General features: G+C 69.8%; 21 protein-coding genes and 1 pseudogene. 13 read left to right on the forward strand and 9 right to left on the reverse strand.

The genetic code is table 11. From position 1 onward, the window contains the following. Nucleotides 1-41 precede the first annotated feature (41 nt). Together AC069X_RS30360 and AC069X_RS30365 are read right to left on the reverse strand one after the other, a co-directional pair. On the reverse strand, nucleotides 42-1,934 hold the full coding sequence (locus tag AC069X_RS30360; RefSeq protein WP_478733518.1) for a DNA/RNA non-specific endonuclease: 1,893 nt from the start codon (nucleotides 1,932-1,934) through the stop codon (nucleotides 42-44). Nucleotides 1,935-2,178: 244 nt separating this feature from the next. Beyond that, the gene (locus AC069X_RS30365) at nucleotides 2,179-2,877 is read right to left on the reverse strand and encodes a DsbA family oxidoreductase (protein WP_478733520.1); all 699 of its coding nucleotides are present in this window, start codon (nucleotides 2,875-2,877) and stop codon (nucleotides 2,179-2,181) included. 89 nt (nucleotides 2,878-2,966) lie between these two features. Between AC069X_RS30365 and AC069X_RS30370 the strand changes: the two genes are divergently transcribed. The 9 genes from AC069X_RS30370 (at nucleotide 2,967) to AC069X_RS30410 (ending at nucleotide 11,604) form a co-directional block, all read left to right on the forward strand. Further along, nucleotides 2,967-4,655, forward strand: a complete 1,689-nt coding sequence (locus tag AC069X_RS30370) for a recombinase family protein (RefSeq protein ID WP_478733522.1) — start codon at nucleotides 2,967-2,969, stop codon at nucleotides 4,653-4,655. 640 nt (nucleotides 4,656-5,295) lie between these two features. Further along, entirely contained in the window at nucleotides 5,296-5,790 is a 495-nt protein-coding gene (locus tag AC069X_RS30375) for a hypothetical protein (RefSeq protein ID WP_478733524.1), read from the forward strand. Nucleotides 5,791-6,005: 215 nt separating this feature from the next. Further along, nucleotides 6,006-7,598 (forward strand): phage major capsid protein, encoded by a 1,593-nt coding sequence (locus AC069X_RS30380; RefSeq protein ID WP_478733526.1) that lies wholly within the window; start codon nucleotides 6,006-6,008, stop codon nucleotides 7,596-7,598. A 758-nt stretch (nucleotides 7,599-8,356) separates the two neighbouring features. After that, on the forward strand, nucleotides 8,357-8,572 hold the full coding sequence (locus AC069X_RS30385) for a hypothetical protein (RefSeq protein WP_478733528.1): 216 nt from the start codon (nucleotides 8,357-8,359) through the stop codon (nucleotides 8,570-8,572). A 316-nt stretch (nucleotides 8,573-8,888) separates the two neighbouring features. Beyond that, nucleotides 8,889-9,152 carry a hypothetical protein gene (locus AC069X_RS30390; protein ID WP_478733530.1) on the forward strand — a complete coding sequence of 88 codons (264 nt, stop codon included), beginning with the start codon at nucleotides 8,889-8,891 and terminating at the stop codon, nucleotides 9,150-9,152. Then, nucleotides 9,136-9,642 carry a DUF6879 family protein gene (locus AC069X_RS30395; protein ID WP_478733532.1) on the forward strand — a complete coding sequence of 169 codons (507 nt, stop codon included), beginning with the start codon at nucleotides 9,136-9,138 and terminating at the stop codon, nucleotides 9,640-9,642. The genes AC069X_RS30390 and AC069X_RS30395 overlap by 17 nt, the downstream gene beginning before the upstream one ends. A 3-nt stretch (nucleotides 9,643-9,645) precedes the next feature. Further along, entirely contained in the window at nucleotides 9,646-10,494 is an 849-nt protein-coding gene (locus AC069X_RS30400) for a helix-turn-helix domain-containing protein (protein ID WP_478733534.1), read from the forward strand. 303 nt (nucleotides 10,495-10,797) lie between these two features. Further along, nucleotides 10,798-11,031: a DUF7848 domain-containing protein gene (locus tag AC069X_RS30405; protein ID WP_478733536.1), complete on the forward strand. Its 234-nt coding sequence runs from the start codon at nucleotides 10,798-10,800 to the stop codon at nucleotides 11,029-11,031. Nucleotides 11,032-11,394: 363 nt separating this feature from the next. Next, a complete protein-coding gene (locus AC069X_RS30410) occupies nucleotides 11,395-11,604 on the forward strand; it encodes a DUF397 domain-containing protein (protein WP_478733538.1) in 210 nt (69 codons plus the stop codon). 398 nt (nucleotides 11,605-12,002) lie between these two features. Here the strand turns inward: AC069X_RS30410 and AC069X_RS30415 are convergent. The 6 genes and pseudogenes from AC069X_RS30415 to AC069X_RS30440 form a co-directional block, all read right to left on the reverse strand. Next, nucleotides 12,003-12,497: pseudogene (locus tag AC069X_RS30415) on the reverse strand (N-acetyltransferase family protein); the annotation flags it as partial. Nucleotides 12,498-12,555: 58 nt separating this feature from the next. After that, a complete protein-coding gene (locus tag AC069X_RS30420) occupies nucleotides 12,556-14,004 on the reverse strand; it encodes a peptidoglycan D,D-transpeptidase FtsI family protein (RefSeq protein ID WP_478733540.1) in 1,449 nt (482 codons plus the stop codon). A 62-nt stretch (nucleotides 14,005-14,066) separates the two neighbouring features. Then, nucleotides 14,067-14,732: a response regulator gene (locus AC069X_RS30425; protein WP_478733542.1), complete on the reverse strand. Its 666-nt coding sequence runs from the start codon at nucleotides 14,730-14,732 to the stop codon at nucleotides 14,067-14,069. Then, nucleotides 14,729-16,048 carry a sensor histidine kinase gene (locus tag AC069X_RS30430; RefSeq protein WP_478733544.1) on the reverse strand — a complete coding sequence of 440 codons (1,320 nt, stop codon included), beginning with the start codon at nucleotides 16,046-16,048 and terminating at the stop codon, nucleotides 14,729-14,731. Before AC069X_RS30430 ends, AC069X_RS30425 begins: the two co-directional genes overlap by 4 nt. Nucleotides 16,049-16,192: 144 nt before the next feature. Further along, on the reverse strand, nucleotides 16,193-17,311 hold the full coding sequence (locus AC069X_RS30435) for a hypothetical protein (RefSeq protein WP_478733546.1): 1,119 nt from the start codon (nucleotides 17,309-17,311) through the stop codon (nucleotides 16,193-16,195). A 170-nt stretch (nucleotides 17,312-17,481) separates the two neighbouring features. After that, a complete protein-coding gene (locus AC069X_RS30440) occupies nucleotides 17,482-18,297 on the reverse strand; it encodes an IclR family transcriptional regulator (RefSeq protein ID WP_478733548.1) in 816 nt (271 codons plus the stop codon). A gap of 137 nt (nucleotides 18,298-18,434) precedes the next feature. Between AC069X_RS30440 and AC069X_RS30445 the strand changes: the two genes are divergently transcribed. From AC069X_RS30445 to AC069X_RS30460, 4 genes are all read left to right on the forward strand, one after another. After that, complete coding sequence (locus AC069X_RS30445; protein ID WP_478733550.1) at nucleotides 18,435-19,958, forward strand: aldehyde dehydrogenase (NADP(+)); 1,524 nt, start codon at nucleotides 18,435-18,437, stop codon at nucleotides 19,956-19,958. Between the two features lie 91 nt (nucleotides 19,959-20,049). Further along, a complete protein-coding gene (locus tag AC069X_RS30450) occupies nucleotides 20,050-20,271 on the forward strand; it encodes a hypothetical protein (protein ID WP_478733552.1) in 222 nt (73 codons plus the stop codon). A 53-nt stretch (nucleotides 20,272-20,324) separates the two neighbouring features. Continuing rightward, nucleotides 20,325-21,533 (forward strand): TerD family protein, encoded by a 1,209-nt coding sequence (locus AC069X_RS30455; RefSeq protein ID WP_478733554.1) that lies wholly within the window; start codon nucleotides 20,325-20,327, stop codon nucleotides 21,531-21,533. Between the two features lie 113 nt (nucleotides 21,534-21,646). Next, nucleotides 21,647-21,823, forward strand: a complete 177-nt coding sequence (locus AC069X_RS30460; protein WP_470965302.1) for a hypothetical protein — start codon at nucleotides 21,647-21,649, stop codon at nucleotides 21,821-21,823. A 68-nt stretch (nucleotides 21,824-21,891) separates the two neighbouring features. Here AC069X_RS30460 and AC069X_RS30465 read toward each other — a convergent pair whose 3' ends face one another. After that, nucleotides 21,892-23,340: an alkaline phosphatase PhoX gene (locus tag AC069X_RS30465; RefSeq protein ID WP_478733556.1), complete on the reverse strand. Its 1,449-nt coding sequence runs from the start codon at nucleotides 23,338-23,340 to the stop codon at nucleotides 21,892-21,894. Nucleotides 23,341-23,663 lie beyond the last annotated feature (323 nt).

Genomic DNA, 23,663 nt, shown 5'->3' on the forward strand with positions numbered 1-23,663 from the left:
CGTGGTTCCGGGGGCCCGTGGTTCCGGGCGGCTCGTCCGGCTCAGCTCCAGTCGATGTCGGCCTGGCTTTCCAGCGGGGCCCGTTCCTCCAGGGACTCCGGTACCACCAGGGTGTCCGCGTCCGTCATCACGGCGGGGAAGCGGATGTGGGCGTGCTTCTGGACCTCCGTGACCTTGACCTGGAACACCCGGAACTCGTCCAGTTCCAGGGCTTCCGGCAGGACTATGTCCTGAGCCAGCAGGAACGCCTTGGCCTTGAACGTGCCGTGTTCGGAGTAGGCGATGACCTTCCAGAACGCGCGCGGGAGCCGCACGCCGCGGAACTCCCGGTCGTCCTCCTGGAAGACGGGGCCGCCGAACACGCTGACCTTGAGGTCGTCGACCTCGACGTCCTCGAACACCGCGTCCTCCAGCCTTCCCCAGATGCCGCCGCGCTTGCTCTGGTTGAAGTCGTCCATCTGCGGGGCGATGTTGGTGTAGAAGAAGGAGTCCTTGTTGGCCCGCCGCGCCTCGGGCAGCGGGCCCCAGCAGAGGTCCGCGCGGCGCGCTATGTGGCCCCGGTCGAGGCGGTTGACCTTCTGGTTCCTGTCCTTGTAGAGGTCGTTGTCGACCTGCACCCCGGCCGGCAGGCGCGGGTCCTTGAAGAAGTTCCTCGGACGGTCGAGTGCCTTCAGGGCGCCGCCGTCTATGTTCCAGGCCACCCAGATCGCGAAGCGCCGCGGCTTGCTCAGCGCCAGCGAGAAGTGGGTGTACGGGATCACCTCGGAGCCGTCGAGCAGTACCGCGGTGTCCTTGATCGACGGGTTGAGCGACGGCGCGGCGACCGGTACGGCGAGGAAGCCCGGGTCGTAGCCGGTCAGGGACTCCGGCGAGGCGGTGGACGGCGCCTCCAGGGTGACCTTCAGCTGCTCGAACACCGCACGGGGGAAGCAGGCGAGCGCCCGGTCCACGGGGTCGGATTCGTCCTCCCCGCCGAAGTGCAGGCCGGCCAGTACGTCCGAGGGCCTGCCCGAACGCGTCTTGAACATCCAGGCCGAACCCGAGTCGCCGAAGGTGCTGATCTCACCGCCGGCCGGCGGGTGGCGGGGGTCGGGGCCGATCTCGAAGCACTCGATCTCCTTCGTCCCGACCGGCGGCCCGTAGGGGACGCGGACCTTGACGAAGGGACGGGTCACGATCCCGTGCGTGACGCCGGTGGTCCGCCCGGACTTGACGACCTTGTCGCCGATGTGCGGCTCGCCCAGCTGCTTCGGTGTGACCCCGAGGCCGAGGATGTCGGTCTCGACTCCGCGGTCGGTGATCGTGGACACGGCGCAGTCGCCGACCGTGCCGAGGTGGGCGCGTCGCAGGCCGCCGAGGCGGTTCGCGGCGAAGCGGCTGTCGTCGTCCGTGCCCGGCTGGACGACGTCGTCGCCCGCCTGCCCCTCCCGGCCGTTCAGGACGTGCCAGTTGCTCAGCAGGCAGGTGGCTCCGTCGTTCTTGTCGAAGACGATGCATCCGAGGGTGCCGGCGTGCAGACGGACGCTCCCGACGCTCACTCCCGGACGGACCGGGTCGACGCGCTTCTGCCGTTCCGGTGTCTGGGCCTCGGCGACGACGAGGAAGTGGGGCTGGTAGCTGCGTTCGATCACGTCGGTGTGCAGCACGAGGCCGTCGCCGATGTCGATGGCCTGGGGTATCTCCGTGGTGCCCAGCGCCCTCATCCCCTCGGGCCGCACCTTCGTGTCGACCGTGAACTGGAGGGTGAGTTCCTTGGTCCGCTTCCCCTTCCCGGTCTCCTTGTAGCCGATGCCGATCGAGGAGATGTTCGGGTCCTTGAGGTAGGCGGAGCCGTGGGTACGGATGTACTGCTTGGCGAGGCGGATGACCTTGTCCTGCCCGTCCGCCGACGTGGCGGCACGGGGCGTGGCGGACGAACGCTTCTTGGCGGGCATCGGGGTCTCCTTCCGCAAAGGAGTCGGGTCCCCGAGTTGGTTGAAACCGAAGCGAGCTGACGCGCCCCCAGCCACCGCTGGGAGGTCCCCCGGCGAGCAGGCCGGGGCCCGCGCCGTGCGCGTGTACGTCCAGCCTACGGCCGGGCCGCCGGGCGAGCGCGCGGAGCGGCCCCGGGCCCCGCGGGTGGTGCGGCGGGGCGCCCGGTGCGGAGGTACGCGGGCGCCCCGGAGCGGGATCGGCGGGTCAGCCCTGCGGGACGGCGCAGGCGCCGTCGGGCTCGCAGGCCTCGGCGTCGGGAGCCGTCTCCACGCTCTCGCGGCCGGCCCAGGCCTGCTCCAGCGCCCGGGTGAACACCTCCGCGGGCTGGCCGCCGGAGATGCCGTAGCGGCGGTCGAGGACGAAGAACGGTACGGCGTTGGCGCCCAGTTCGGCCGCCTCCCGCTCGTCGGCGCGGACCTCGGCGGCGTAGGCGGAGTCGTCGGCGAGGACCGCGCGGGCCTCGGTCTCGTCCAGCCCGGCCTCCACGGCGAGGGCGAGCAGCACCTCGGCGTCGAAGACGGACCGTTCCTCGGCGAAGTTGGCGCGGAAGGCGAGGTCGAGCAGCTCTTCCTGGCGGCCGCGGGCGGCGGCCAGGTGCAGCAGGCGGTGGATGTCGAAGGTGTTGCCGTGGTCGCGGCCGTCGGTGCGGTACTCCAGGCCCCCGGCCCGGGCGCCGGCGGCGACGTGCTCCTCCATGGCGCGCGCCTCGTCGAGGGTGCGGCCGTACTTGCGGGCGAGCATCTCCAGGACGGGGGTGGTCACGCCCTTGGGGCCGTTCGGGTCGAGCTCGAAGGAGCGGAAGACGACCTCGACCTCGTCGCGGTGCGCGAACCCGGCCAGTCCCTTGGCGAACCGGACCTTGCCGATGTAGCACCAGGGGCACCCTTGGACCAACGCTGCCATACCGCTTCTGACCTGGGGAAACGCCCCTACGGGTCACCGACTCCCTTACCGCGTCGTGAAGCGGACCGACGACAGCGAATGGAACACCGATGGAGCGCGACGACCTGCCCGCACTGCGTGCGCTGGGCTTCGAAGATGACGAGATACGGGCGCTGGGCCTCTGGGAACCTGTAAGCGGCCAGCCCTCGGACTTGGCAGAGATGTACGTCCGGCGGTCAAAGAAGAAGGACACCCTCACGTCTCTCCGCGAACAGGTGCGCCGGATGTGCTCGCACGCCTCTCACGAGCAAAAGCGCATCCGGCACGTGTGGTTTGAGCAGAAGAGCGCGAGCAAGGCATACGTCCGGCGTGAAGAGTTCGAAAAGGCCACGGCGGCAATCGCTGATGCTGGGCTCTCCAAGACTTTGTACGTCTTCAAGACAAGCCGTCTTTCCCGTCGAGGCATGGGGCAAGTTGGTTTGCTGCTGGACAAGTTCGAAGAGCGACAGGCACGCATCTACGTAGTTGCCGAGAACATCGACTCAACGCGTTCCCGCATGGTGCTTGCCATTCTCAGCGAACAGGCACGTGAGCAAGCAACAGACATCAGCGACTTCACGAAAATTGGCATCGACGCCAACAAAGCCGAGGGGCGTTGGACCGGAGGAGTCACCCCGTACGGCCTGCACTCCCCTCCGGGCTCCGGAAAGCTCGCTCACAGCCCCACTGAGTACCCGACCGCACGCCGGATCGCCGAGTATCTGCTCGACCGCAAGACCCCGGCTTGGATCGCAGACAAACTGAACAGCGAGAGGATTCCAACGCGCCACGGGAAGAAGTGGACCGGTCCCGGCATCATCAGCCTCGCGCACTCCGTAACCTGGGCTGGGCTCGTCGCCAATCGCGAAAAGATGCGAGACGAGAACGGCAAGGATCTCGGCAAATACCACCGTGGCGGAACTCCACTACTCGGCAAGGGTGGCCACCCGATCTCGCTAGGCAAAGGAGTAATCACATTCGCCGAACACATGAAGATCGCGGCCACGCTGGCTGATCGGGCACAGAAAGGGACTAGCATCGGAGACCGGACACGGGGCAAGAGGCAGATTACCGCTCTTCTCTCCGGCGCTCTCCGCTGCGGGCTCTGTGGGGGCCCGATGGCAAACGGCGGAGTTAATTACCGCTGCTATACGCGGCAGACAGAAGGGGCATCTTCGTGCAAGGGAGTTTCTACCGACCGCAAGCGCATTGATGATGCCGTGCAGTCGCTTTGGCTCAGCCACGTACTGAAGCTCTCCCCTGAATCTCCCACCATCCATGCAATTGCGCGCGACTGGCTCTCCTATCAGGACCCCGAAAAGGAGGCCAGGAAAGCTCAGGTCAGCGCCGCACTAGAGTCCGCCGTGGGCCGCGAAATGCAACTCAGAAAGGAGCGGTTCGTACTCAACAGAATCACAGAGGCGGATTACGAATATCTGTGGCGTGAACTGAACTCGCAGATTGATAGCCTGAAAGGCGAACTTGCCGCGCTCTCCAGGGCGGCGGATCTCTCCCCTCTCATGGAGCCGGAATATCTCGCAACTCTGTGGACGAGTGAAACGGTAAGCGGTCAGCGGGCACTCCTTCGCGCTGCGCTCCACAAGATTACGTTGCTCCCTCCGAAGTACAGGGGCGACCGGACACCCATCATGGAACGCCTCGCGCCCGCGTGGCGAGACGTAGACGGAATCCCCAAAGACGTCTTTGACGGCTCAAGGAAGACCATGCAGAGGCGGCGTGATCGCCGTAAGGCGGCGTAGCCCATGTTCCTCCACTGAGGCGCTGACCGCCTAGCGACGAAAGGCAGCCCCCGACCCTATGTGGGTCGGGGGCTTTCTCATGCCCACCAACCGCCCTCAGCGCCCGTGTAGTGGCCTCTCAGGGCCTCGCCGGCTCCGGGTGGCCGTACCCCAGCCCAGGCGCTCAGGAAGGCGTCTGCCGCTTCGACTTGCAGCGGTGACGCGGGGTGGCACAAGACAGGGCGGATAGTGACGCTACAGCGCACGCCCAAGACCCTCTGACCTGGGCATTCTTCAAATCTGGTCTCTTGAGTGACGGAAATACGTAATTTTCGGATTGCTATATGAGTTCTCATAGGGCAATCCGGGAGTGACGGAACTCCGTAACCGAGCCTGCCCCGTTCTGCCGCCCTGGGTCACCGACTCCCTTGACATAGGTAGAGGCGCTACGGCGCTCTCGCTGCGGGTCCGTGACGGCGCTTACGCCATGCCTGCTCCCCTTGACTCCCTCGCACGCTGGGATCGGCCACCCTTGGGCCAATGCGTGCACGACTAAAGCCCCCGGGCGTAGGTCGAGACTCTTTCAGCGTGTCACGGCGCTGACTGAGACTCCCTACGTCCGGGGGCTTTTTCGTTTCCGTGACAACGAAGGATCTCCCTCATGCCGATTGGCGACCCATACGCCGACGCGCGCAACTCCGTGGAAACCGCATACGGTCCGGCTACCGACTTCGGCTGTATCCACTGCAACAACAACGCATCGCGTTGGGTGGTGGACAACTCGGCAGCGGCAACCATTGATGGACGCTTGCGGCGGTACAGCGAAAGACTTACGGACTATTGGCCGTTCTGCACCCGCTGTGCGCGCGACTACGAGAACAGTTCAGCCGATACGCCGCCCGTCGTGTTCCGGCGAGTCAGCGTTCTTGGTGCGCGGCATTGGTTCACTGACTCTTTCCGAGTGGCGGCTAATGGCTCGGTACTGCTGAGCGATGCTTACGCCACCTACTTGGACTTCTGCCGCAAGGACCAAATTCCCGCGCCAGAAATCATGTCCCGACTCACCTTTAAAAAGGCGTTGCTCCGCCACGGCGCGACTCAGAAGCGCACGAACAAGGGCGTGGCAATTGTCGGCGTACAACTGCGCACGGATTAGCCACGTCGCCACTCTCTCGAAGGGTGAAACCTTGGATCGCAACAGAATCCCGATTGTCTACACGACCTGTTCCGCGTGCGGTTACGGGACAGCCTCCCACCGTGAGGGCGTGTGTGCCGGCTGTGCGCGTATTCCTGATATTGCCGGTGCCGCTGCCGCAATGCGGGTGATTGGGCAGCGCGCCAAGGAGCGGCCTTGATCTGAAAGGAATCACCTTGCCTGATATTGAGACACGGGCAGCGCCTCAGCCGCTGAACGCTGAAGGCGTGCGAAAGCTAAGCGGCTATGCCGTCGTGTTCAACTCGCTGGCCACAATAGGCACGTTCACCGAATCCATTGCGCCCGATGCATGGACCAACAGCGGTGACGATGTCCTGGCCACGTGGAATCACAACCCTGACAACGTCCTGGGGCGTACGCGCTCCGGCACGCTCTCTCTGGCCGTGGACTCCACGGGTATTCGCTATGACCTTTCGCTTCCAGATACGGAGCTTGGGCGCAGCGTCCATGAGCTTGTCAAGCGCGGCGACATATTCGGTTCCTCGTTCACCTTCATTGCCGACGAAGACCAGTGGGACTACAGCCCGGAAATCCCACATCGAACGGTCACCTCTATGCGGGTCCTTGAGCTTGGGCCCGTCCACACCCCCGCCTATCCCGACGCGACCGTTTCGGCGCGCGCACTTGAAAGAGGAAACATGACCAAGCTTGATCTTGACGCCGCCCGCAGGTCTTACGCCGAGTCGCAGCGAGCCGAAAAGCTCGCCAAGGAGATTGCGGAAGCTGCGACGTCCGGCGAGATGCGCACGGCGGAGTTTGCAGAAAAGCGCGCCGAGCTGGAAGCTCACAACACTGAGCGCTTCAACACCCTGACTTCCATGAAGTCGCCCGCTGAGCGCGCTGCAATTGGCCGTAAGGCTTCCGCTGGTGATCTCCTGTACGCGAAGCTTGCCGAGTCTCGGAACCTGACCTCCACGGGCACCGCCGGCGTGTTCACTCCGGCTGAGTTCTCCAAGAGTTTTGTTGACCTCATGGCCCCCAGCTCCGTCGTTCTCGCCAGTGGCGTGAACCGTGTCGCCACAAACGCTTCTGAGTGGAAGACCCCGGTTGTCACTTCCGACTTCACTCCGGCGTTTATCGGTGAGCTTGCCGAACTTCCGACCGGTGGTTTCGCGGCGGGTCTACTGACCGTGAAGCCCATGAAGATTGCAACGTCGGAAATGCTGTCGAGTGAGTTCGTCAACGACTCCGACGGCGTTGCGCTCAACGCTATTTCCCGCTCGATGCTCCGAACTCTGGCGCTGGGATTCGACAAGCAGGCACTTACGGGCACTGCGGGTGCTGACAAGTTCGCCGGTATCGCCAACACGGTCGGTATTCAGACTCTCGCGCTGACCGCTGCCCCGACCGACCTTAAGCCGTTCGCTGACGCTTTCGGCAAGCTTGAAGATGTGTCGGCCACGCCGACCGTTGTCGTCATGAACCCGACCCGTTGGGCTCAGCTTCTCGGACTGAAGGACACGACCGGCCGTCAGCTTCTCAGCGCGGGTGCGGGCTCCGGCACCGACGGCGTTAACCGCAGCATCCTGGGTGTGCCCGTCAAGGTTTCCCCGTACGTGGACGCGAACACCATTCTCGTCTACGACGCTTCGGAGATTTACGCGGTCATCCGTAAGGACGCCACGTTTGAGACTTCCTCCGACGCTGGATTCTTCAAGGACGGCATTGGTGCTCGCGCGATCATGCGTGCCGCTATCGCCGTTCCGAACGCTGCTGCCGTCGTCAAGATGACCATTGCTGCCGCCTAATGAACGTGGGCGAACTGTTCACGGACAGCGCGCCACCTAGCTACGTCGAGATAGGGACCGGTCTTCTCATTGATGGGAAGCCGGTCCCTTCTGGCGTTCGGGTGCGTGTTCCTGCCGATGTTGCCGAATACCTGATTTCACAGCAATGGGCGCGCGACGTGGATAAGGGGCACCAAACCCCTAGCGGATTGGTGGAGTGGCAACCGGTGCACAATATCCCGGGTTCGGGAATCGGGCTTGATGAATGGCCTAGCCATATGCGCCCCAGTTGGATGCGCGCAGACGGACGGGTTAGGCGCGCTGAGAGATTGCCGCACCTGGTGCCGACATACTGCAACCAATGCAAGCGTCGGAGTTATCAACCGATGCGAAATGGTGCGGAGCGTACGGCGCGCGGTGTTCAGCGGATTGTTTGCGCGGACTGCGAACCGGGGGTGGGTATGCGGGGCGAAAGTTCGGCCGACGAACCCCCAGCGATCCCGGCCCCAGCTCGGAAAACGCACGCGTGAGTGACCGGCCTGCCGGGTGTCACGCAGCGCCGGAACTCACCATGAAGGAAGTGACCAATGCAGAAGCGCGTATGTGGGGCGTGCGGGAACTCGCTGCCCCATGACGCTGACCGAAGAATGGTCTACTGCGGGGAATCCTGCCGGAAGCGCGCGAATCGCCTGAAGCTTGCTGCGGAGCGTTCCCCTGCCCCTGTGGTGCCGCTGAGGCCGGCTGAGGAGAATTCCGGGCGGACAGACGACCTTCGGGCCGTGTGGGACGCGCTGATTTCTTCTGTGGCCACTCAGGGCGTTCTAGTGCCCGGCTCCGCTGGGGTGCCCGTCGCGCATCCCGCGCTTCGCTTCCTGGCGCAGATAGACGCACAACTCTTGAAGCACGAATTCGTGAGCGGCGGAGCCGACAGCGACGACGATACGGACGCACTTTTCAAGGCGGCGCTTCAGCGTGCGAAGGAATTGAGCGCATGACGCGTGATCTTTCCCCGATTGCTTGCGTCCTCATTTCCGCCGATGCCGACCCGCGAAAACACGAGCTGTGGCCCGCGTGGGCCGTGCTGTGGGAGCGCGCGAACGGATGCTCACCCACTGTCGCTGACCTCTACGCGTCGGCAACCTGTCCTTGCTGCTTCTGACCCCGCCCCCGATGGCTGCCCGCGCTGGGTGGCTGTCGGGGGTTTCGCTGCATCCGGGGCAAGTGCCTTGCGCTGAGGCGGTCTTGACGGGCTCCGCCTAGGGGGTGATGGTCAAGCAATCGGCTGCAATCGGATCGACACAGGGAGAGGTCATGAGGTTGCGTTTCCTGGGGATCATCCCGAACTCACCCGGCAACGAGTCCCCGACCATCTGGCTCGACGAGGACAGCGGGGATCTCCTGATCCAGTCCTACAAGGCGAGCGAAGACGAGGTGAAGGCGTGCCAGGTGATCGGCTCCATCCCCGGTCACGGAACGGACGTTCCTGACCACGAGACGATCATCCGTCTGCCCAAGGTCATGTTGCAGTACATCCCCCAGCCCGACAGTGAGGGAAGCAGTGCCCAAGACGCTTGAGGAAGAGTGGTCCGGTGTGACCCGGAGCGCTGTCCACCTGGAGATGCGGGACAGCTACATCCGGGACGATCCGGGGTTCATCGCGTGGCAACAGGGGCGGACCGCTGAAGCGGTGGCCAGGTACCAGCCGTGGGCGGAGCTGATGAAGCAGGCAACGGCGCGCGGGGTGGTGGTACGTCGTGCCCGGATCGTGAGCGAACCCCTCTCGGACTACTGCCGGTTTGAGTACGACGTGACTGGCCCTGTGAACCTCGCGGGTGGTGAGGAGGTTCGTTGGCTGCCGCGCCGTCGTGCCTCCGACATCGCCTTGCCTGGTAACGACTTCTGGGTGTTCGACGGGGCCCACGGGAAGTTCAACCACTTCACGGGGGAAGGGGCGTCAGCCGGCCCGGAACCCTTCGATGACCCCCGCATGGTGAAGCTGTGCGCTGACGCGTTCGAGGCCGTGTGGGAGCGGGCCATCCCGCATGAGGAGTACCGGCCCGTCTGAGTCATGGCAGTCTCATCTTCGTCCAGCGTCCAGGCGGCCCGGCAGGCTCTTGCGGATCGTCTTCGTGAGCTCTGCCGGGACGCCGGGATGGAGGGCAAACAGCTCGCAGCGGCCTGCGGCTGGCACCCCTCCAAGGTGTCCCGGATCTCCACAGCGAAGGCCACGCCATCCGCCGATGACATTCGGGCGTGGTGCCGGGCGTGCGGTCGCGAGGATCAGACAGACGACCTGATCGCCTCTCTCCGCGCCGTCGAAGGCATGTGGGTGCAGTGGCACCGGATGGAGCGCACCGGGCTTCGACGCGCTCAGGAGTCCGTCCTTCCGCTGTACGAGCGCACCACGCACTTCCGCGCCTACTCGCCCAACTTCGTGCCCGGCCTGATCCAGACGTACGGCTACACAGAAGACGTACTGCGTGCCGTCCAGCGGAGACGGGTCGTGGTCGATGACGTGGCCGACGCCGTGGCGGCCCGCATGGAGCGTCAGCGCGTGATCTACGAAGGGCAACGGCGCTTCGCATTTCTGGTCGAGGAATCCGTCTTGAACAACGGGCTCGGCGACGCCGACACCCACGCGGAGCAGCTTGACCACCTGCTGACGGTCGGAGCGCTGCCTAACGTGAGCGTCGGCGTGGTCCCGAACCGTCTCGGCCGCGAACGGATGCCGGTAGAGGGCTTCTGGATCTACGACACGGCGCAGGTCAACGTGGAGCTTGTCTCCGGTTACCTCACTCTGACGCAGCCCAGCGAGGTGAAGGCGTATGCCGACACGTTCGCCACGCTCGCCGATATGGCGGTCTACGGCCCCAAGGCCCGCGTACTGATCACCAGGGCTCTTCAGTCGCTCACGTAATCGGCGCGCAATCGGGCGCAATCCGCTGGGAGTTGGGGTTCCACCCTCCCTAGCGTGGTCGGTATCGGACCACGTGAGGGGACGGCAAGACATGGCAGCGACAAGCACGACCGACGCACGACTCTGGGAGTACGAGACCTTCGCCCCGGCGGGCGAGACGTGCCCCTCGTGCCTCAAGCCGGTAGGCACCTTGGACCGTTGCCGCCGGGGCTCCATCCCTCGTGCATCCGGTCCGGACGTGGTCGTGTACCGGCACATCGACTGTGACGACCCCACGGGCGAGAAGCGCCGGAAGGCTCAGCGGTGAGCCGTGCTGTCCTCCGGTTTGTGTCGCACCGGATCAGCCGGGACCAGGGCGAGAAGGTCGCAGCTTCCGCGACGTGCCGCACAAAGGGCTGTGACTGGCTCACAGGGCCCGTGGAAGACCCGTCCGCCGTGGAAGTCGCCTGCATGGAGCACACGGGCCGTACGGGGCACCCGGGGTTCAGCCGGCGGTTCGAGGACGTGGCCCTTGTCGAGCGGATCGAGGGGACCTAGCCTCCCGTGATTTCCCATCCCTCCCGTGATCGCGGCGGCGCGAGGCGGCAGGGGTGGGAGGACAGACCGGTTGGTTGGGTCACGCCGAAGACCACGCCAACCGAACGACGCTCCCGACCGGACAAGCCCAGTGCAGGGGCAGGACGTGCCCCGTCTGAGTTGACGTGCTCAGGCACTCGCCCCGGTCCGCCCCTTCGCTGGGGTGCCGCCTAGGCAGTGAGGGCGTCCGCTTCGGACCTAGGAAGCCGAGGCACCCAAAGCCCCGTCCCAGTCGCTTCGCAACAGGAAGGGCAGGCAACCGGGACGGCCAGCAAGGCGGTGCGGGGACCGCTTCCCCGCTGTGCTGCGGAAGGGAAACAGCCCATGACCGGTCAGCCGGAATTCGCCTTCATCAAGACCGCCGCATGTCGCGATGCCCGCGTGAACAACTGCCCCGAGGTCGCGACCAACGTTCCCGGCGTCGTCGCCTTGCGCGACAGCAACCGCCCGGACATCGTCGTCACGTACACGGCCGCTGAGTGGGCCGACCTGACGGCCGCCATCAAGGGCGGAGAGTACGACCTGAGCGCCTGAGAGTTGGTCCCGTGGACGAGTGCCCCCGCTGTGGCTTCGAGTGCCCCACAGACCCGGAGAGCGGGTTGCCGTGGTGCGCGCGGTGCGGGGCGTTCTTCGGGCTCTCGCTGCCCGCTTGCCGGGGGCTGTGGTGGTGGCGCAACGCCGCCAGTCGTCAGCCGGCTCGGCCACGGGAGCACTGAGCGGGACCACTTCGCAACCGCCCCGTCTGTGCGCTGCCCCCGTGGCGCATGGGCGGGGCTTTCTGCGTTCGTCCTCGCAGGTCAACGGCCCCGCGATAAGCTGTGGTTCCGTTGGTTCAAGGGCAGGCGATGTCGCTCCAGATCTCGACGCGCATGTTCCTTCTTCTCTCCGGGTGGGACTGAACGGTTTCCGGTTCAACCATCCGGGGTCCCGTCTCATTCCCCGGACGCCGGGCCGACCTCAAGCCAGAGCGTGCGGTGGGAGCCGGAGGGTGTGGCGGCCGGATCCGGGCGCCAGCCGTGGGAGGCGTAGAAGGCCTGGGCGCGCAGGTTGTGCTCGTAGACCTCCAGGCGGACCCGCTCGACACCGGCGCTCCGCCAGGCCGCGAGGCAGGCGGCGTGGAGGGCGGCGCCGGTGCCCCGCCGCCAGTGGTCGGGGTCGACGTGGAGCTGGGTGAGGGTGGTCACGCCGTCGGCGGTGAGGAAGGCCGCCACCCCGGTGACCTCGCCGTCCCGCTCCGCGCACAGGACCCGGCCCTGCGCCGCGGGCCGGGCCACCGCCCGGGCCCAGCCCTCGCGGGCCCGGGCCACCTCGGTCGCGCCCGCATACGCCTGCTCGGGGACGCGGCCCCGGTAGTAGGTGGCCCGGGCCCGGGTGTGCAGGGCGGCGATGGCGTCGAGGTCGGCGGGGCGCGCGGTCCGGATCACGGGAAGCCAAACGCGCCGGGAACCGTGTCGGTTCCCGGCGCGTCGGCTTTGCGCGCGGCGGCTACTTTTTCAGCCAGGCCGCCATCATCTTCTGGGCGATCGGCGCGGCCAGCTTGCCGCCGCCGATCTCGGAACGGTCGGTGTCCGAGTTCTCGATCATCACGGCCACGGCGATCTGCTTGCCGCCCGCCTTGGCGTACGAGGTGAACCAGGCCAGCGGCGGGATGTTGTTGTTGACGCCGCGCTGGGCGGTACCCGTCTTGCCGCCGACCTCGGCGCCCGCGACCTGCGCGGGCTTGCCGCCGCCCTCGGCGGCGACCGTGCGCATGGCGTCCTGGAGCATCGAGGCGGTCTTCGCGCTCATCACCTGCTCCGTCTTCGGGTCCTTGAAGTCCTCCAGCACGTTGCCGTCGGCGTCGGTCACCTCGGAGACCATGTGCGGGGCGACCAGCTTGCCGCCGTTCTCGATCGCGGCGGTCACCATGGCCATCTGGAGCGGGGTGGCCTGCACGTCGAACTGGCCGATACCCGTCTGCGCGACCTGGTCGACCGACAGCTTCTTCGTGGGGTACTTGCTCGGCGGGTTGGTGCGGACCGGGGTGTCGATCTGGGTGTTGAAACCGAGCTTCTCCGCCATCGCCCGCATCTTGTCCTGGCCGAGCTTGGAGGCGAGGTCGGCGAAGACGTTGTTGCAGGACAGCTTCAGGGCGGTCCGGGCCGAGACGTTGTTGCAGGCCTCGTCACCCGCCTCACTGGGCAGCTTGGTGCGGGTGCCGGGGATCGTGTACGCGCCCGCGACGCCCGTCGGCGTGTCGATGCTCGTCACCAGGCCGTTCTCGATGGCCGCGGCCAGGGTGACCAGCTTGAAGGTGGAGCCGGGGGCCTGCGGCTTGCGCAGCGCCACGTTCTCCATGGCCTTGCCCTTGTCGGCGGCCAGCTCGTCCCAGGCCGCCGAGTCGTTGGCGCCCGTGATCCGGCCCGGGTCGTAGGACGGGTTGTTGACCACCGCGAGGATCTGCCCGGTCGCCGGGTCGATGGCCACGGCCGCGCCCTGCTTGCCGCCGAGGGCGTCGTAGGCGGCCTTCTGCACGCCCTTGTCGATGGTGGTGAGGACGTTGCCCGGGTCGGCCCGCTTGTTGGTGAGCATGTCCATCACCGTCTTCAGCCGGGTGTCCGAGCCGTTGAGGACGTTCTTGTAGACACCCTCCAGCATCGTCGTGCCGTAGGCCTGGGAGCTGTAGCCGGTGATCGGGGCGTAGAGCGGGCCGTCCACGTAGGTCCGCTTGTAGCCGAAGTCCTTGCCGCCCGTCTTCGTCGAGCCGGTGATCGCCTCACCGCCCACGATGATGTTCCCCAGCGGGTTCTCGTACTGCCCGATGAGGTTGCGCCGGTTGTTCTTGTCGTCTGCGAGGGCCTGGCCTTGATATGCCTGCACCCAGGTGACCCGCACCAAAAGGGCCAGCACCAGAAGCAGACAGAAGACCGACGCACGCCTGATCGTCTTGTTCATCCCCCAGAAGGACGTACCAGTGGCCGCGGGCGTTCCGCTCTGTGCTGATTGTGGCCGGGTTCTCAGCCTTTCTTCATGATGAAGCCCCCCTCGTAGGCGGCGATGACGGCCTGGGTGCGGTCGCGGGAGCCCGTTTTGGCGAGGACGGCGGCGACGTGCGTCTTGACCGTCTGGGGGCCGACGCCGAGGTGCTCGCTCATCTCGTGGTTGGACAGGCCGGTGGCCATCAGCCGCAGTACGTCGGCCTCCCGGTCCGTGAGGCGGGCCGCCCAGGCGGGGGCGGCGGGCGGCGCGGCCGCCGTGTGGGCGGCTGCCAGCGCGCGGACGGCGGCCGGGAAGAGCAGCGAGTCGCCCCGGGCGACGAGGCGGACCGCGCCGATCAGCTCGTCCGGGTCGGCCCGCTTGAGGAGGAAGCCGGAGGCGCCGGCGCGCAGCGCGTCGTAGACGTAGGAGTCGTTCTCGAAGGTGGTGACGACGACGATCCGGGGCGGGTCGGGCAGGGAGCGCAGGATCTGCTCGGTGGCCCGGATCCCGTCGATCTCCGGCATGCGGACGTCCATCAGCACCACGTCGGGCGCCAGCGAGCGGACCAGCGGCACGGCCTCGGCGCCGGTGGCCGCCTCACCGACCACCTCCAGGTCGGGTTCGGCGTCGAGGATGACCCGCAGGGCCGTACGGACCATCCGCTCGTCGTCGGCGATGACGAGGCGCAGCGGCGGCCGGGTCATCGCCCGGTCCCGGGGGCGGCGCCCAGGGGCAGGACCGCGCGCAGGCGCCACCGGCCCTCGTGCGGTCCGGCCTCGACCCGGCCGCCGAGCAGGGCGGCCCGCTCTGCGGCACCGCGCAGCCCGCGGCCTCCGGTGGTGCGCCGCCGCTCGCCCTCGGGGGCGGACGGGGGCCGGGCGGGCGGGTTGGTCATGGTGATCTCCAGTTCACGGTGGCCGTCGGGGGTGTGGACGCGGATCAGCAGGGCGATGGGGCCCAGGCCGTGGCGCAGGGCGTTGCTCAGGCCCTCCTGCACGATCCGGTAGGCCTCGCGGGAGGCGATGGCCGGTAGCTGCTCCCAGTCCCCGGCCGGGCCCGGGTCCTGCTGGACGGTGAGGGTGGTGCCGCCGGCGCGGGTGCGGGCCAGCAGCCCGTCGAGGTCGGCGGCGAGGGTCGGGGCGGGTGCGGCGTCGGCCCGGGCCGGGTCCCCGTCGCGCAGCAGGCCGAGCACGGTGTCCAGCTCCCCCACCGTGCGCCGGGTGGTCTCCTCGATCGCGGCGAGCGCCTCCCTCACGAACTCCGGGTCGCGGTCGAGGACCCGCCGGGCCGCGCCCGCCTGGAGGGTGACGGCGCTCAGGGCGTGCCCCACGGCGTCGTGCAGCTCCCGGGCCAGCCGGTTGCGCACGGCGAGGTCGGCGGCCCGCTCCTCGGCGGCGGCCAGCCGGTCCGCCGCGGTGGGCCCGACGAGTACGGGTGCCAGCCGGGCCAGCAGCGCCCCCGCCGCCGCGGAGGTCGCGACGACCAGGGCCAGCAGCGCCGCCCCGAGGAAGGGGGCGAGGTAGGGGTCGGGGGCGCTGGTGAACCAGTCCTCCCCGAGCGACGCCCTGCGCAGGGTGGCGGAGAACGGCAGCAGGAGCAGCACCAGCGCCATGGGCGTCGCCGCGAGGGTCATCCCGCTGACCACCGCCCCGACCCCCAGGTGCAGGGTCCACCAGGCGGAAGCCCGCCACCGGGCACCCCACGAGCGGGCGGGCCCGTCGGCCAGCCGGTCCCCGGGTACCCCGCACAGGGCCCGCACGGCCGTCACCGACAGCGGCCGGACCAGCCCGAGCAGCCCGCTGACGGCCACCAGCGGCAGCGCGGCGGCGTAGGCGATGAGGGTCAGCGGCAGGGAGGACAGGGCATTGGCCCCGCCGGCCGCGATGCCGACGCACACCTGGCTGAGCAGGAAGTACGGCATCAGCAGGGCTCCGCCGAGTATCAGGTGCACCCAGCGCAGCCGTGCCCGCGCCCCCAGCAGGGCCCCGGACCACCGGCGCACCGCCCCCGTCCCGCTCATGCCCCTCCCCCGTCCTTCCCCGCGCGGCCCGTGCCCGCTCCCCGCACCGGCCGCGAGCCGCCCCGCAGCTTCCGCCCGGGACCTGGGCCATCCGCCCGCCGCCTTCGCCCGAAGCCCGGCCGGCCCGGCCTCGGCCCGGCCGCCTCAGCCGTCCCGGCGAGAGCGGAGGTGGCGTATGAGGACCGCCGCCGCGAGCAGCCCGGTGATCATCTGGCCAGCGTAGGTCAGGCAGCTGACGGCGGTGGCCTCTTCGACCATCCCGAAGTCCGCTCCCAGGGAGGCCGCGAGCATCCAGGCTCCCCAGTTCAGCATCGCCGCCGAACCCGTCCAGGTGAGGGCCAGCGGCCAGCGGGCCGGACGCTCGCCGCCCCGGGCCAGCAGCAGTGCCCCGGCCGCCGCCGCGAACGCGCATATCGCGTAGGCCCCGGGCACCACGCCGGTCTGTGCCGAGTACGCCGCCGCCTGCTCCGCCGTCAGCCCGGCGCTCCCGCCGAAGGCCCAGTACACGTGCGCCGCGCCCACCATCGTGCCCGCCAGTGCAGCGGCTCCTGCCACCACCCCCGTGGGAGACGGGAGCCGCTGCCCCGGCGCGCCCAGCCGGCGGCCGCCCCAGCGCTCGCGAGCGTAGGAGACGAACAGCCCGGCCAGGGCGATCCCCTGGACGATGAAGCCGGTGTAGACGACGACGAACACCCAGGGATCCAGGAAGGGCGCCCGAGCCGCCTCCGGGGCCGCCCCCGCGCCCATCCCGACGGCCTTGACGAGGAGTTGGGCGGGGAACCCCAGGGCGATCGGGGTGAGCAGGCCGGTGGCAACGTACGCCGGAACGGCCGTCAGCCATCCCGGCAGCCGTCTGCCCCAGGGTCTCGTCAGCGCCAGCACGAGCACGATGACGGTGGCGTCCATGGCCAGTGTCACCGTGTTGGCCACGGTGAGCGCGAGGCCTCCCTCCAGCAGCAGGCTGCCCTCGGGTATCCCGATGTGGCTCCCGGCCAGCCAGGCCGCCTTGAGCGACAGGTAGGGCACGGTGGCCGCCAGCGCCACGGCCCGCAGGACCCGCTGCCCTGTCCGGAGACGGGGAGCGGACGGCCGGTTCCGGCCGGTCGACCCGGTCGGGCCGGACGGGTGGGCCGGGCCGCTCGGACGGCTCGACCCGGTCGGGCCGGGCAGGTGGGCCGGGCCGGTCGGCAGGCTCTGGCCGGTCGGGTCGGTCGGGTCGGTCGGGTCGGTCGGGTCGGTCGCGTGGACTGCTCGTGTGGTCATGTCCCCACGGTCCCCCGCGGCCGCCACCCGCCGCCTCCCCCACGAAGGTGAACCGCCTCCCCCGCACGGGGGAGACACTCCCCGCACAGGCCCCGCCGCAGGCCCGGCCCGCCGCGGCCGCAGGCCCGGCCCGCCGCGGCCGCAGGCCCGGCCCGCCCAGGGCCCCCGCCTCACATGCGCCGCGTCACCACCGACAGCCGGTCCCGCGCCTCGAACAGCGCGGCCTTGATGAGCTGTTCGTGCCCGCCCGTCAGCCGCGCCACCGGCACCGAGCAGCTCACCGCGTCGCGTGCCGGCGTCCGGTACGGGATGGCCACGCCGAAGCAGCGCAGCCCGAGCGTGTTCTCCTCCCGGTCCACCGCGTACCCCTGCTCCCGGACCAGCGCCAGCTCCTCCACCAGCTGTTCCCGGTCGGTGATGGTGTGCTCCGTGACCGCCTCCAGCCGCTTCGGCAGCAGGGCCCGCACCTCCTCGTCGGAGTGCGTGGCCAGCAGCGCCTTGCCGAGCGCGGTGGAGTGGACGGGCAGCCTCCGGCCCACCCGGGTGAAGGGCCTGAGGTAGTGCTGCGACTGGCGGGTGGCGAGGTAGACCACGCTCGTCCCGTCCAGCCGCGCCAGGTGGATGGTCTCGGTGGTGTCGTCGGAGAGCCGGTCCAGGGTGGGCCGGGCGGCCGCCACCACCTCGTCCCCGTCGATGTACGAGCTCCCGACCAGCAGGGCCCGTACGCCGATGCCGTACCGCGTGCCGGTGGCGTCGGTCTCGACCCAGCCCAGGTTCACCAGGGTGCGCAGCAGCATGTAGAGGCTGGACTTGGGCAGGGAGAGGTCGTTCTGGATGTCGGCGAGGCTGTGCAGGCCCGGCCGGGCCGCGAAGTGCTCCAGCAGCAGGACGGTGCGCACGGCCGACTTCACCGGCGCCGCCGTCGCGGGGGCCTCCGTCCCGTCCTGCCCCGCCGCCGTCTCGGCCGCCGTCTCGGCTGTCGTCATACGCCCACTTCCCCTCTGGTCGGCTCCGAGCGCCCCTTGTCACCCGGTGGACGCGGAAATAGAGTCCGCAGCAGAAGTGATCATTCATCCACCGGAACGGCGTTCAGAATACTGAACGCCCCAGGAGGTAGCGGTCCATGGCAGCGACACCAGTCTGGAGTGTGGACCCCCGCACCGGGAAGCAGCGCGAACGGGTTGCGGCGGAAGCCACACCCGAGGACGTGGACCGGGCCGTACGCGCGGCCCACGGCGCCCGCGGGGCCCTGGCGGACGCGCCCCTCCGGGCCCGTTTCCTGCGCACCGCCGCCGGGCTGCTCGACGAGGCCGGGCCGCTCGTGGTGGAGACCGCGGACGCCGAGACGGCGTTGGGCGGCGCCCGCCTCACCGGCGAGCTGGCCCGCACCACGGGCCAGCTGCGCGCCTTCGCCGACCTGGTCGAGGAGGGCTCCCACCTCGACATCCGGATCGACCGCGCCGACCCCTCACTCACCCCGCCGCGCCCCGAACTGCGCCGCTACAAGGTGCCGCTGGGCGTGGTCGCCGTCTACGCCGCCTCCAACTTCCCGCTGGCCTTCTCCGTGCCCGGCGGGGACACCGCGAGCGCACTGGCCGCGGGCTGCCCGGTGGTGGTCAAGGCCCACCCCGACCACCCGGCCACCTCCGAGCTGTGCGCCTCGCTGCTGCGCCGGGCGGCGGTGGCGTGCGGGCTGCCCGCGGAACTCGTCTCCGTGGTCCACGGCTTCGACGCCGGGACGGAGCTGGTGCGCCACCCGCTGGTGGCCGCGGCCGGGTTCACCGGTTCGATCCGGGGCGGGCGGGCGCTGTTCGACGCGGCCGCCGCCCGGCCGGTGCCGATCCCCTTCCACGGCGAGCTCGGCTCCCTCAACCCCGTCGTGGTCACCCCGGCGGCCGCCGCCGAGCGCGCCGAGGAGATCGGCGCCGGGCTCGCGGGCTCGGTCACCCTGGGCGTCGGCCAGTTCTGCGTCAAGCCCGGCCTGGTCCTGGTCCCCGAGGGCGAGGACGGCGACCGGCTCACCGGCGCGCTCGCCAAGTCCCTCGGGGAGACCGGACCCGGGGTCCTGCTCGACCACCGGATGCGGGACGGCTTCGTGTCCGGTGTCCGGGAGCGGTCAGCCCTCCCCGGCGTCACCGCCCCCGTCGCCCCGGGCCCGGACGGCGAGCACGCCGTCGGCGCCGGCTTCCTGAGCGTGCCGGCGGCCGCGCTGCTGGCGGACGGCACGCACGAGGTCCTCCTGGAGGAGTGCTTCGGCCCGGTGACCGTCGTCGTGCGGTACGCCGACCAGCGCGAGGCCTCCGGGGTGCTGGACCGGCTCGGCGGGAACCTGAGCGCCACCCTCCAGCTGTCGGACGCCGAGGCCGGGGGCGCGCCCGGACCGGCCGCGGAGCTGATCGCCCGGGTCACGGAGCTGGCGGGGCGGATCGTGGTGAACGGCTGGCCGACCGGCGTGGCGGTGGCCCCGGCCCAGCACCACGGCGGCCCGTACCCGGCGGCCACTTCGCACTCCACGTCCGTCGGCGGCACCGCGATCGAGCGGTGGCTGCGCCCGGTGGTCTACCAGTCGGTGCCGGACGCGCTGCTGCCGGCGGAGCTGCGCGAGGCCAATCCGCTGGGCCTGCCGCGCCGGGTCACCGGCGGCTGAGCGGTCCCGGCAGCCGCGCGGGGCGCCGGGCCGCGGGCCCGTCGCGCTTAATTCCGTTGCCGCCCCGCTCCCGGCGGGGCAGGCTGCGCCCATGGGCCAGGCACAGGGATTCTCGTACGAAACGCGCGGCGACGGCACCGTCGTCATCACGCACCGGGGGCGCGCCGCGGGCACTCTGCGGGGTGGCCGCGCGGAGAAGTTCCTGGCCGAGGTCGAGTCCGGTGACGCGCAGCTGGTGATGGCGCGCTGGACCGGCGCCTACAAGTTCGGCAACGAGCGCGCCGCCCGGAACCACCCGCGCAACCGGCGCTGAAATATCCCCCGAAGGTAAGGGAACGGCAAAGGGGCTCCGGTCGTTCTCCGGGCATGACCGCTATGACCCCTGGTTCCAACCTGCCGCTCAACGCCGTCAGCGTGACGGTGGACGTGGCGGCTCCGGTACGGCTCGACGTATCGGGGCTCCTGCTCGCGGCGGACGGCAAGGTGCGCTCCGACGCCGACTTCATCTTCTACAACCAGCCGTCCGGGCCCGGCGTCAGTCACCGGTCCGGCGGCGGTGCGGCGCCGGACTCGATCACCGTGGACACCGGCGCCCTGCCGCCCGGCATCGAGCGCATCGTGGTCACGGCGAGTCCCGACGCCGCCGGGCAGACGTTCCAGGGCATCGAGCCCACCGCCACCGTGCGGGACGCCGCCGGCGGCTCGGTGATCGCCACCTTCACCCCGCCGCGGCTGGGCCCGGAGACCGCGCTCGTGGTGGTCGAGATCTACCAGCGCGGCGGCGTCTGGAAGGTCCGGGCGGTCGGCCAGGGGTACGCCGACGGCCTCGCCGGCATCGCCACCGACTTCGGCGTCTCCGTGGACGAGGAGCCGGCCCCGCCGGTGGCCACGCCCGCCCCCGCCGCGCCCGCCCCGGTCACCCCCGTCGCCCCCGCCGCGCCGGTGGCCGCCGCGCCCGCGGCACCTCCCGCTCCGGCCGCGCCCGCCGCCGGCAGCGGGAAGATCAACCTCGACAAGGGCCGGGTCAGCCTCCAGAAGAACCAGACCGTCTCCCTGGTCAAGGGCGGCCGGCCACTGCTCTCCCAGGTCAAGATGGGCCTCGGCTGGGAACCGGCCTTCCGTGGCCGTGACATCGACCTCGACGCCTCCGTCATCGCGTACGGCCCGCAGCGCAACTTCATCGACAGCTGCTACTTCGGCAAGCTGTCGATCCTGGGCGGCTCGATCAAGCACTCGGGTGACAACCTCACGGGTGAAGGCGCCGGGGACGACGAGGTGATCACCGTGGACCTCGGACGGCTGCCCGCCGAGGCCACCGGGCTGGTGTTCACGGTGAACTCCTTCTCCGGCCAGAAGTTCACCGAGGTGGCCAAGGCCTACTGCCGCCTGATCGACGCGGCGAGCGGGGAGGAGCTGGCCCGCTTCGACCTGACCAGCGCCGAGCCGCAGACCGGGGTCATGATGGCCAAGCTGATCAAGCAGTTCTCCGGCGAGTGGGAGATGACGGCCATGGGCGAGTTTGTGAAGTCCCGCACAGTGCGCGGCATGGTCAAGCCCGCCTCCCAGGCACTCTGAGCAGGTCGGCGGGCATATGCCGACACCGGCGGCCCTGCGGCGTGGCATCCGGGTGATGGATGCCACGCGTAATCCGGAGGTGGCTGTCAGTGCCCGCCCGTAGCCTTGAAGCCATGCAGAACACACTCCAGCCCGCGGGTCCCGCGCGCCCGTCCGCCGCAGAGGCGAACGAGGCGATCCGGCACCTCGTCGAGACCTGGGACGGGGAGTGGCCCTCGGAGGCGTACGAGTTCCTGCTCGAGGAGTGGGCAGCGGCCTCCCGCGCCGAGGAGATGGCCGCCGTCCAGTAGGGGGCGTCCCGGGGCACAGGGGTACCCCGGGACCGCCGCCCGCGGCTCGCGGCCCCGCGCGTGGCGAATCAGCGCGGGGAGCGCCGCCAGGGGCCGGTGACGGCCAGCATGATGCCCGGGTCCTGGATGCAGGCGAACAGGGTGCGCCCGTCCGGGGAGAAGCAGACCCCGGCGAACTCCGAGTACTCCGGCTTCTCGGCCGTGCCGATGTTCAGCTCGTTGCGGGCCAGCGGGTAGACGCGGCCCGACTCCGTGGCCCCGAGCAGATGTTGCAGACCCTCGCCGTCCTCGGCGATGACCAGGCCCCCGTACGGCGACACGGTGATGTTGTCGGGGCCGTCGTATCCGCCGCCGGCGGCCGGATCCCGGTTGACGCCGATCAGGACGACGAGCCGGACGGTGCGCCGCTTCGGGTCGTAGAACCACACCTGGCCGTCGTGCGCGGCGCCCGGGCTCTCCTCGCGCGCGTAGGAGGAGACGAAGTAGGCGCCCCCGTCGCCCCACCACATGCCCTCCAGCTTGCGCGCCCTGGTCACGGCGCCGGGCGCGAACTGCTTGCGCACCGAGAGGCTGCGCGCGTCGCGGTCGGTCACCTCGGCCCAGTCGACCCCGTACACGGTGCCGGTCTTCGTGGCGCGCGAGAGGTCGTCCACGAAACGGCCGTGGCTGTCGAAGCACCTGGCGGCCGCGAGCACCCCGGCGTCGGCGGCGAGCTGACGCAGCCTGCCGCGCCCGTGCCGGAAGCCCTGCGGCGGGGTCCAGCGGTAGAGCAGCCCGTTGGGGCCGGAGGCGTCCTCGGTCAGGTAGGCGTGGCCCCGGTGCGGGTCGATGACCACGGCTTCGTGCGCGTACCGGCCGAACGCCTTGACCGGCTTCGGGTCGCGATTGGCCCGGCGGTCGTGCGGGTCGACCTCGAAGACGTAGCCGTGGTCCTTGGTCATGCCGTTCTTGCCCGCCAGGTCCTCGGTCTCCTCGCAGGTCAGCCAGGTGCCCCAGGGGGTGGACCCGCCCGCGCAGTTGGTCGACGTGCCGGCGATGCCCACCCATTCGGCGACCTCGCCGCCGCGCCGGACCTCCACGACCGTGCAGCCGCCCGACGCCGCCGGGTCGTAGACGAGGCCCTCGGCGAGCGGCACGGGGTGGGCCCAGCCGCTGCGCGGGCCCTTCAGCTCGTGGTTGTTGACGAGGAGGGTGACTCCGCGGTGTCCCTCGAAGGCGGCGGTCCCGTCGTGGTGGGAGGGGGTGCTCTCACCGGAGTCGAGGGTGGTGACGCCGGTACGGGTGAGCACCCGGTAGGTGAACCCGGCGGGCAGGGCCAGCAGTCCGGCCGGGTCCGGTACGAGCGGACCGTAGCCGGGCGCGTGCGGACGACCGTGCGAGTCGAGCGCGTCGGGCTGCGGGTCGTCGGCGGCCAGTGCCCCGGGGGCGGTGGCGAGGGCGCCGACCGTCCCGGTGAGTGCGACGCCCGCACCGGCGATGACGGTGCGGGCGGTGAAGTCTCTGCGGCTGAGGGGCATCGGGTCTCCAGGGGTGGGGGAGGTGGTGCGCCTTGAAACGTACGGTCGTCGGCGCACACGCTCCCGCCCGTACGTGAACGGCGGCTGAACTACCCGCGAATGGCCGCAGAGCCCTTGCCGGTCGGCGGAATGGCGAACTCCGGCACCGGAAACGGCTTGTTGTGCACCCCGCCGGAACCCCGCCGCCCCCTCCCCTCCGCGAGCCGTCCGGCCCCCGCGACGGCCCCGCAAGGGCCCCACCCCGGGGGGGGGGGGGGGGGGGCGGGGGGGGGGGGGGGGGGGGGGGGGGGGGGGGGGGGGGGGGGGGGGGAGGAGCTTATCCT

The organism is Streptomyces sp. NPDC043896 (assembly GCF_056435605.1).

Coding starts and splice junctions, on each gene's coding strand:
- AC069X_RS30360 (WP_478733518.1), bottom strand. CDS start 1,934: ATGCCCGCCAAGAAGCGTTCGTCCGCCACGCCCCGTGCCGCCACGTCG.
- AC069X_RS30365 (WP_478733520.1), bottom strand. CDS start 2,877: ATGGCAGCGTTGGTCCAAGGGTGCCCCTGGTGCTACATCGGCAAGGTC.
- AC069X_RS30370 (WP_478733522.1), top strand. CDS start 2,967: ATGGAGCGCGACGACCTGCCCGCACTGCGTGCGCTGGGCTTCGAAGAT.
- AC069X_RS30375 (WP_478733524.1), top strand. CDS start 5,296: ATGCCGATTGGCGACCCATACGCCGACGCGCGCAACTCCGTGGAAACC.
- AC069X_RS30390 (WP_478733530.1), top strand. CDS start 8,889: ATGAGGTTGCGTTTCCTGGGGATCATCCCGAACTCACCCGGCAACGAG.
- AC069X_RS30400 (WP_478733534.1), top strand. CDS start 9,646: ATGGCAGTCTCATCTTCGTCCAGCGTCCAGGCGGCCCGGCAGGCTCTT.
- AC069X_RS30410 (WP_478733538.1), top strand. CDS start 11,395: ATGACCGGTCAGCCGGAATTCGCCTTCATCAAGACCGCCGCATGTCGC.
- AC069X_RS30420 (WP_478733540.1), bottom strand. CDS start 14,004: ATGAACAAGACGATCAGGCGTGCGTCGGTCTTCTGTCTGCTTCTGGTG.
- AC069X_RS30425 (WP_478733542.1), bottom strand. CDS start 14,732: ATGACCCGGCCGCCGCTGCGCCTCGTCATCGCCGACGACGAGCGGATG.
- AC069X_RS30430 (WP_478733544.1), bottom strand. CDS start 16,048: ATGAGCGGGACGGGGGCGGTGCGCCGGTGGTCCGGGGCCCTGCTGGGG.
- AC069X_RS30435 (WP_478733546.1), bottom strand. CDS start 17,311: ATGACCACACGAGCAGTCCACGCGACCGACCCGACCGACCCGACCGAC.
- AC069X_RS30440 (WP_478733548.1), bottom strand. CDS start 18,297: ATGACGACAGCCGAGACGGCGGCCGAGACGGCGGCGGGGCAGGACGGG.
- AC069X_RS30445 (WP_478733550.1), top strand. CDS start 18,435: ATGGCAGCGACACCAGTCTGGAGTGTGGACCCCCGCACCGGGAAGCAG.
- AC069X_RS30450 (WP_478733552.1), top strand. CDS start 20,050: ATGGGCCAGGCACAGGGATTCTCGTACGAAACGCGCGGCGACGGCACC.
- AC069X_RS30455 (WP_478733554.1), top strand. CDS start 20,325: ATGACCGCTATGACCCCTGGTTCCAACCTGCCGCTCAACGCCGTCAGC.
- AC069X_RS30460 (WP_470965302.1), top strand. CDS start 21,647: ATGCAGAACACACTCCAGCCCGCGGGTCCCGCGCGCCCGTCCGCCGCA.
- AC069X_RS30465 (WP_478733556.1), bottom strand. CDS start 23,340: ATGCCCCTCAGCCGCAGAGACTTCACCGCCCGCACCGTCATCGCCGGT.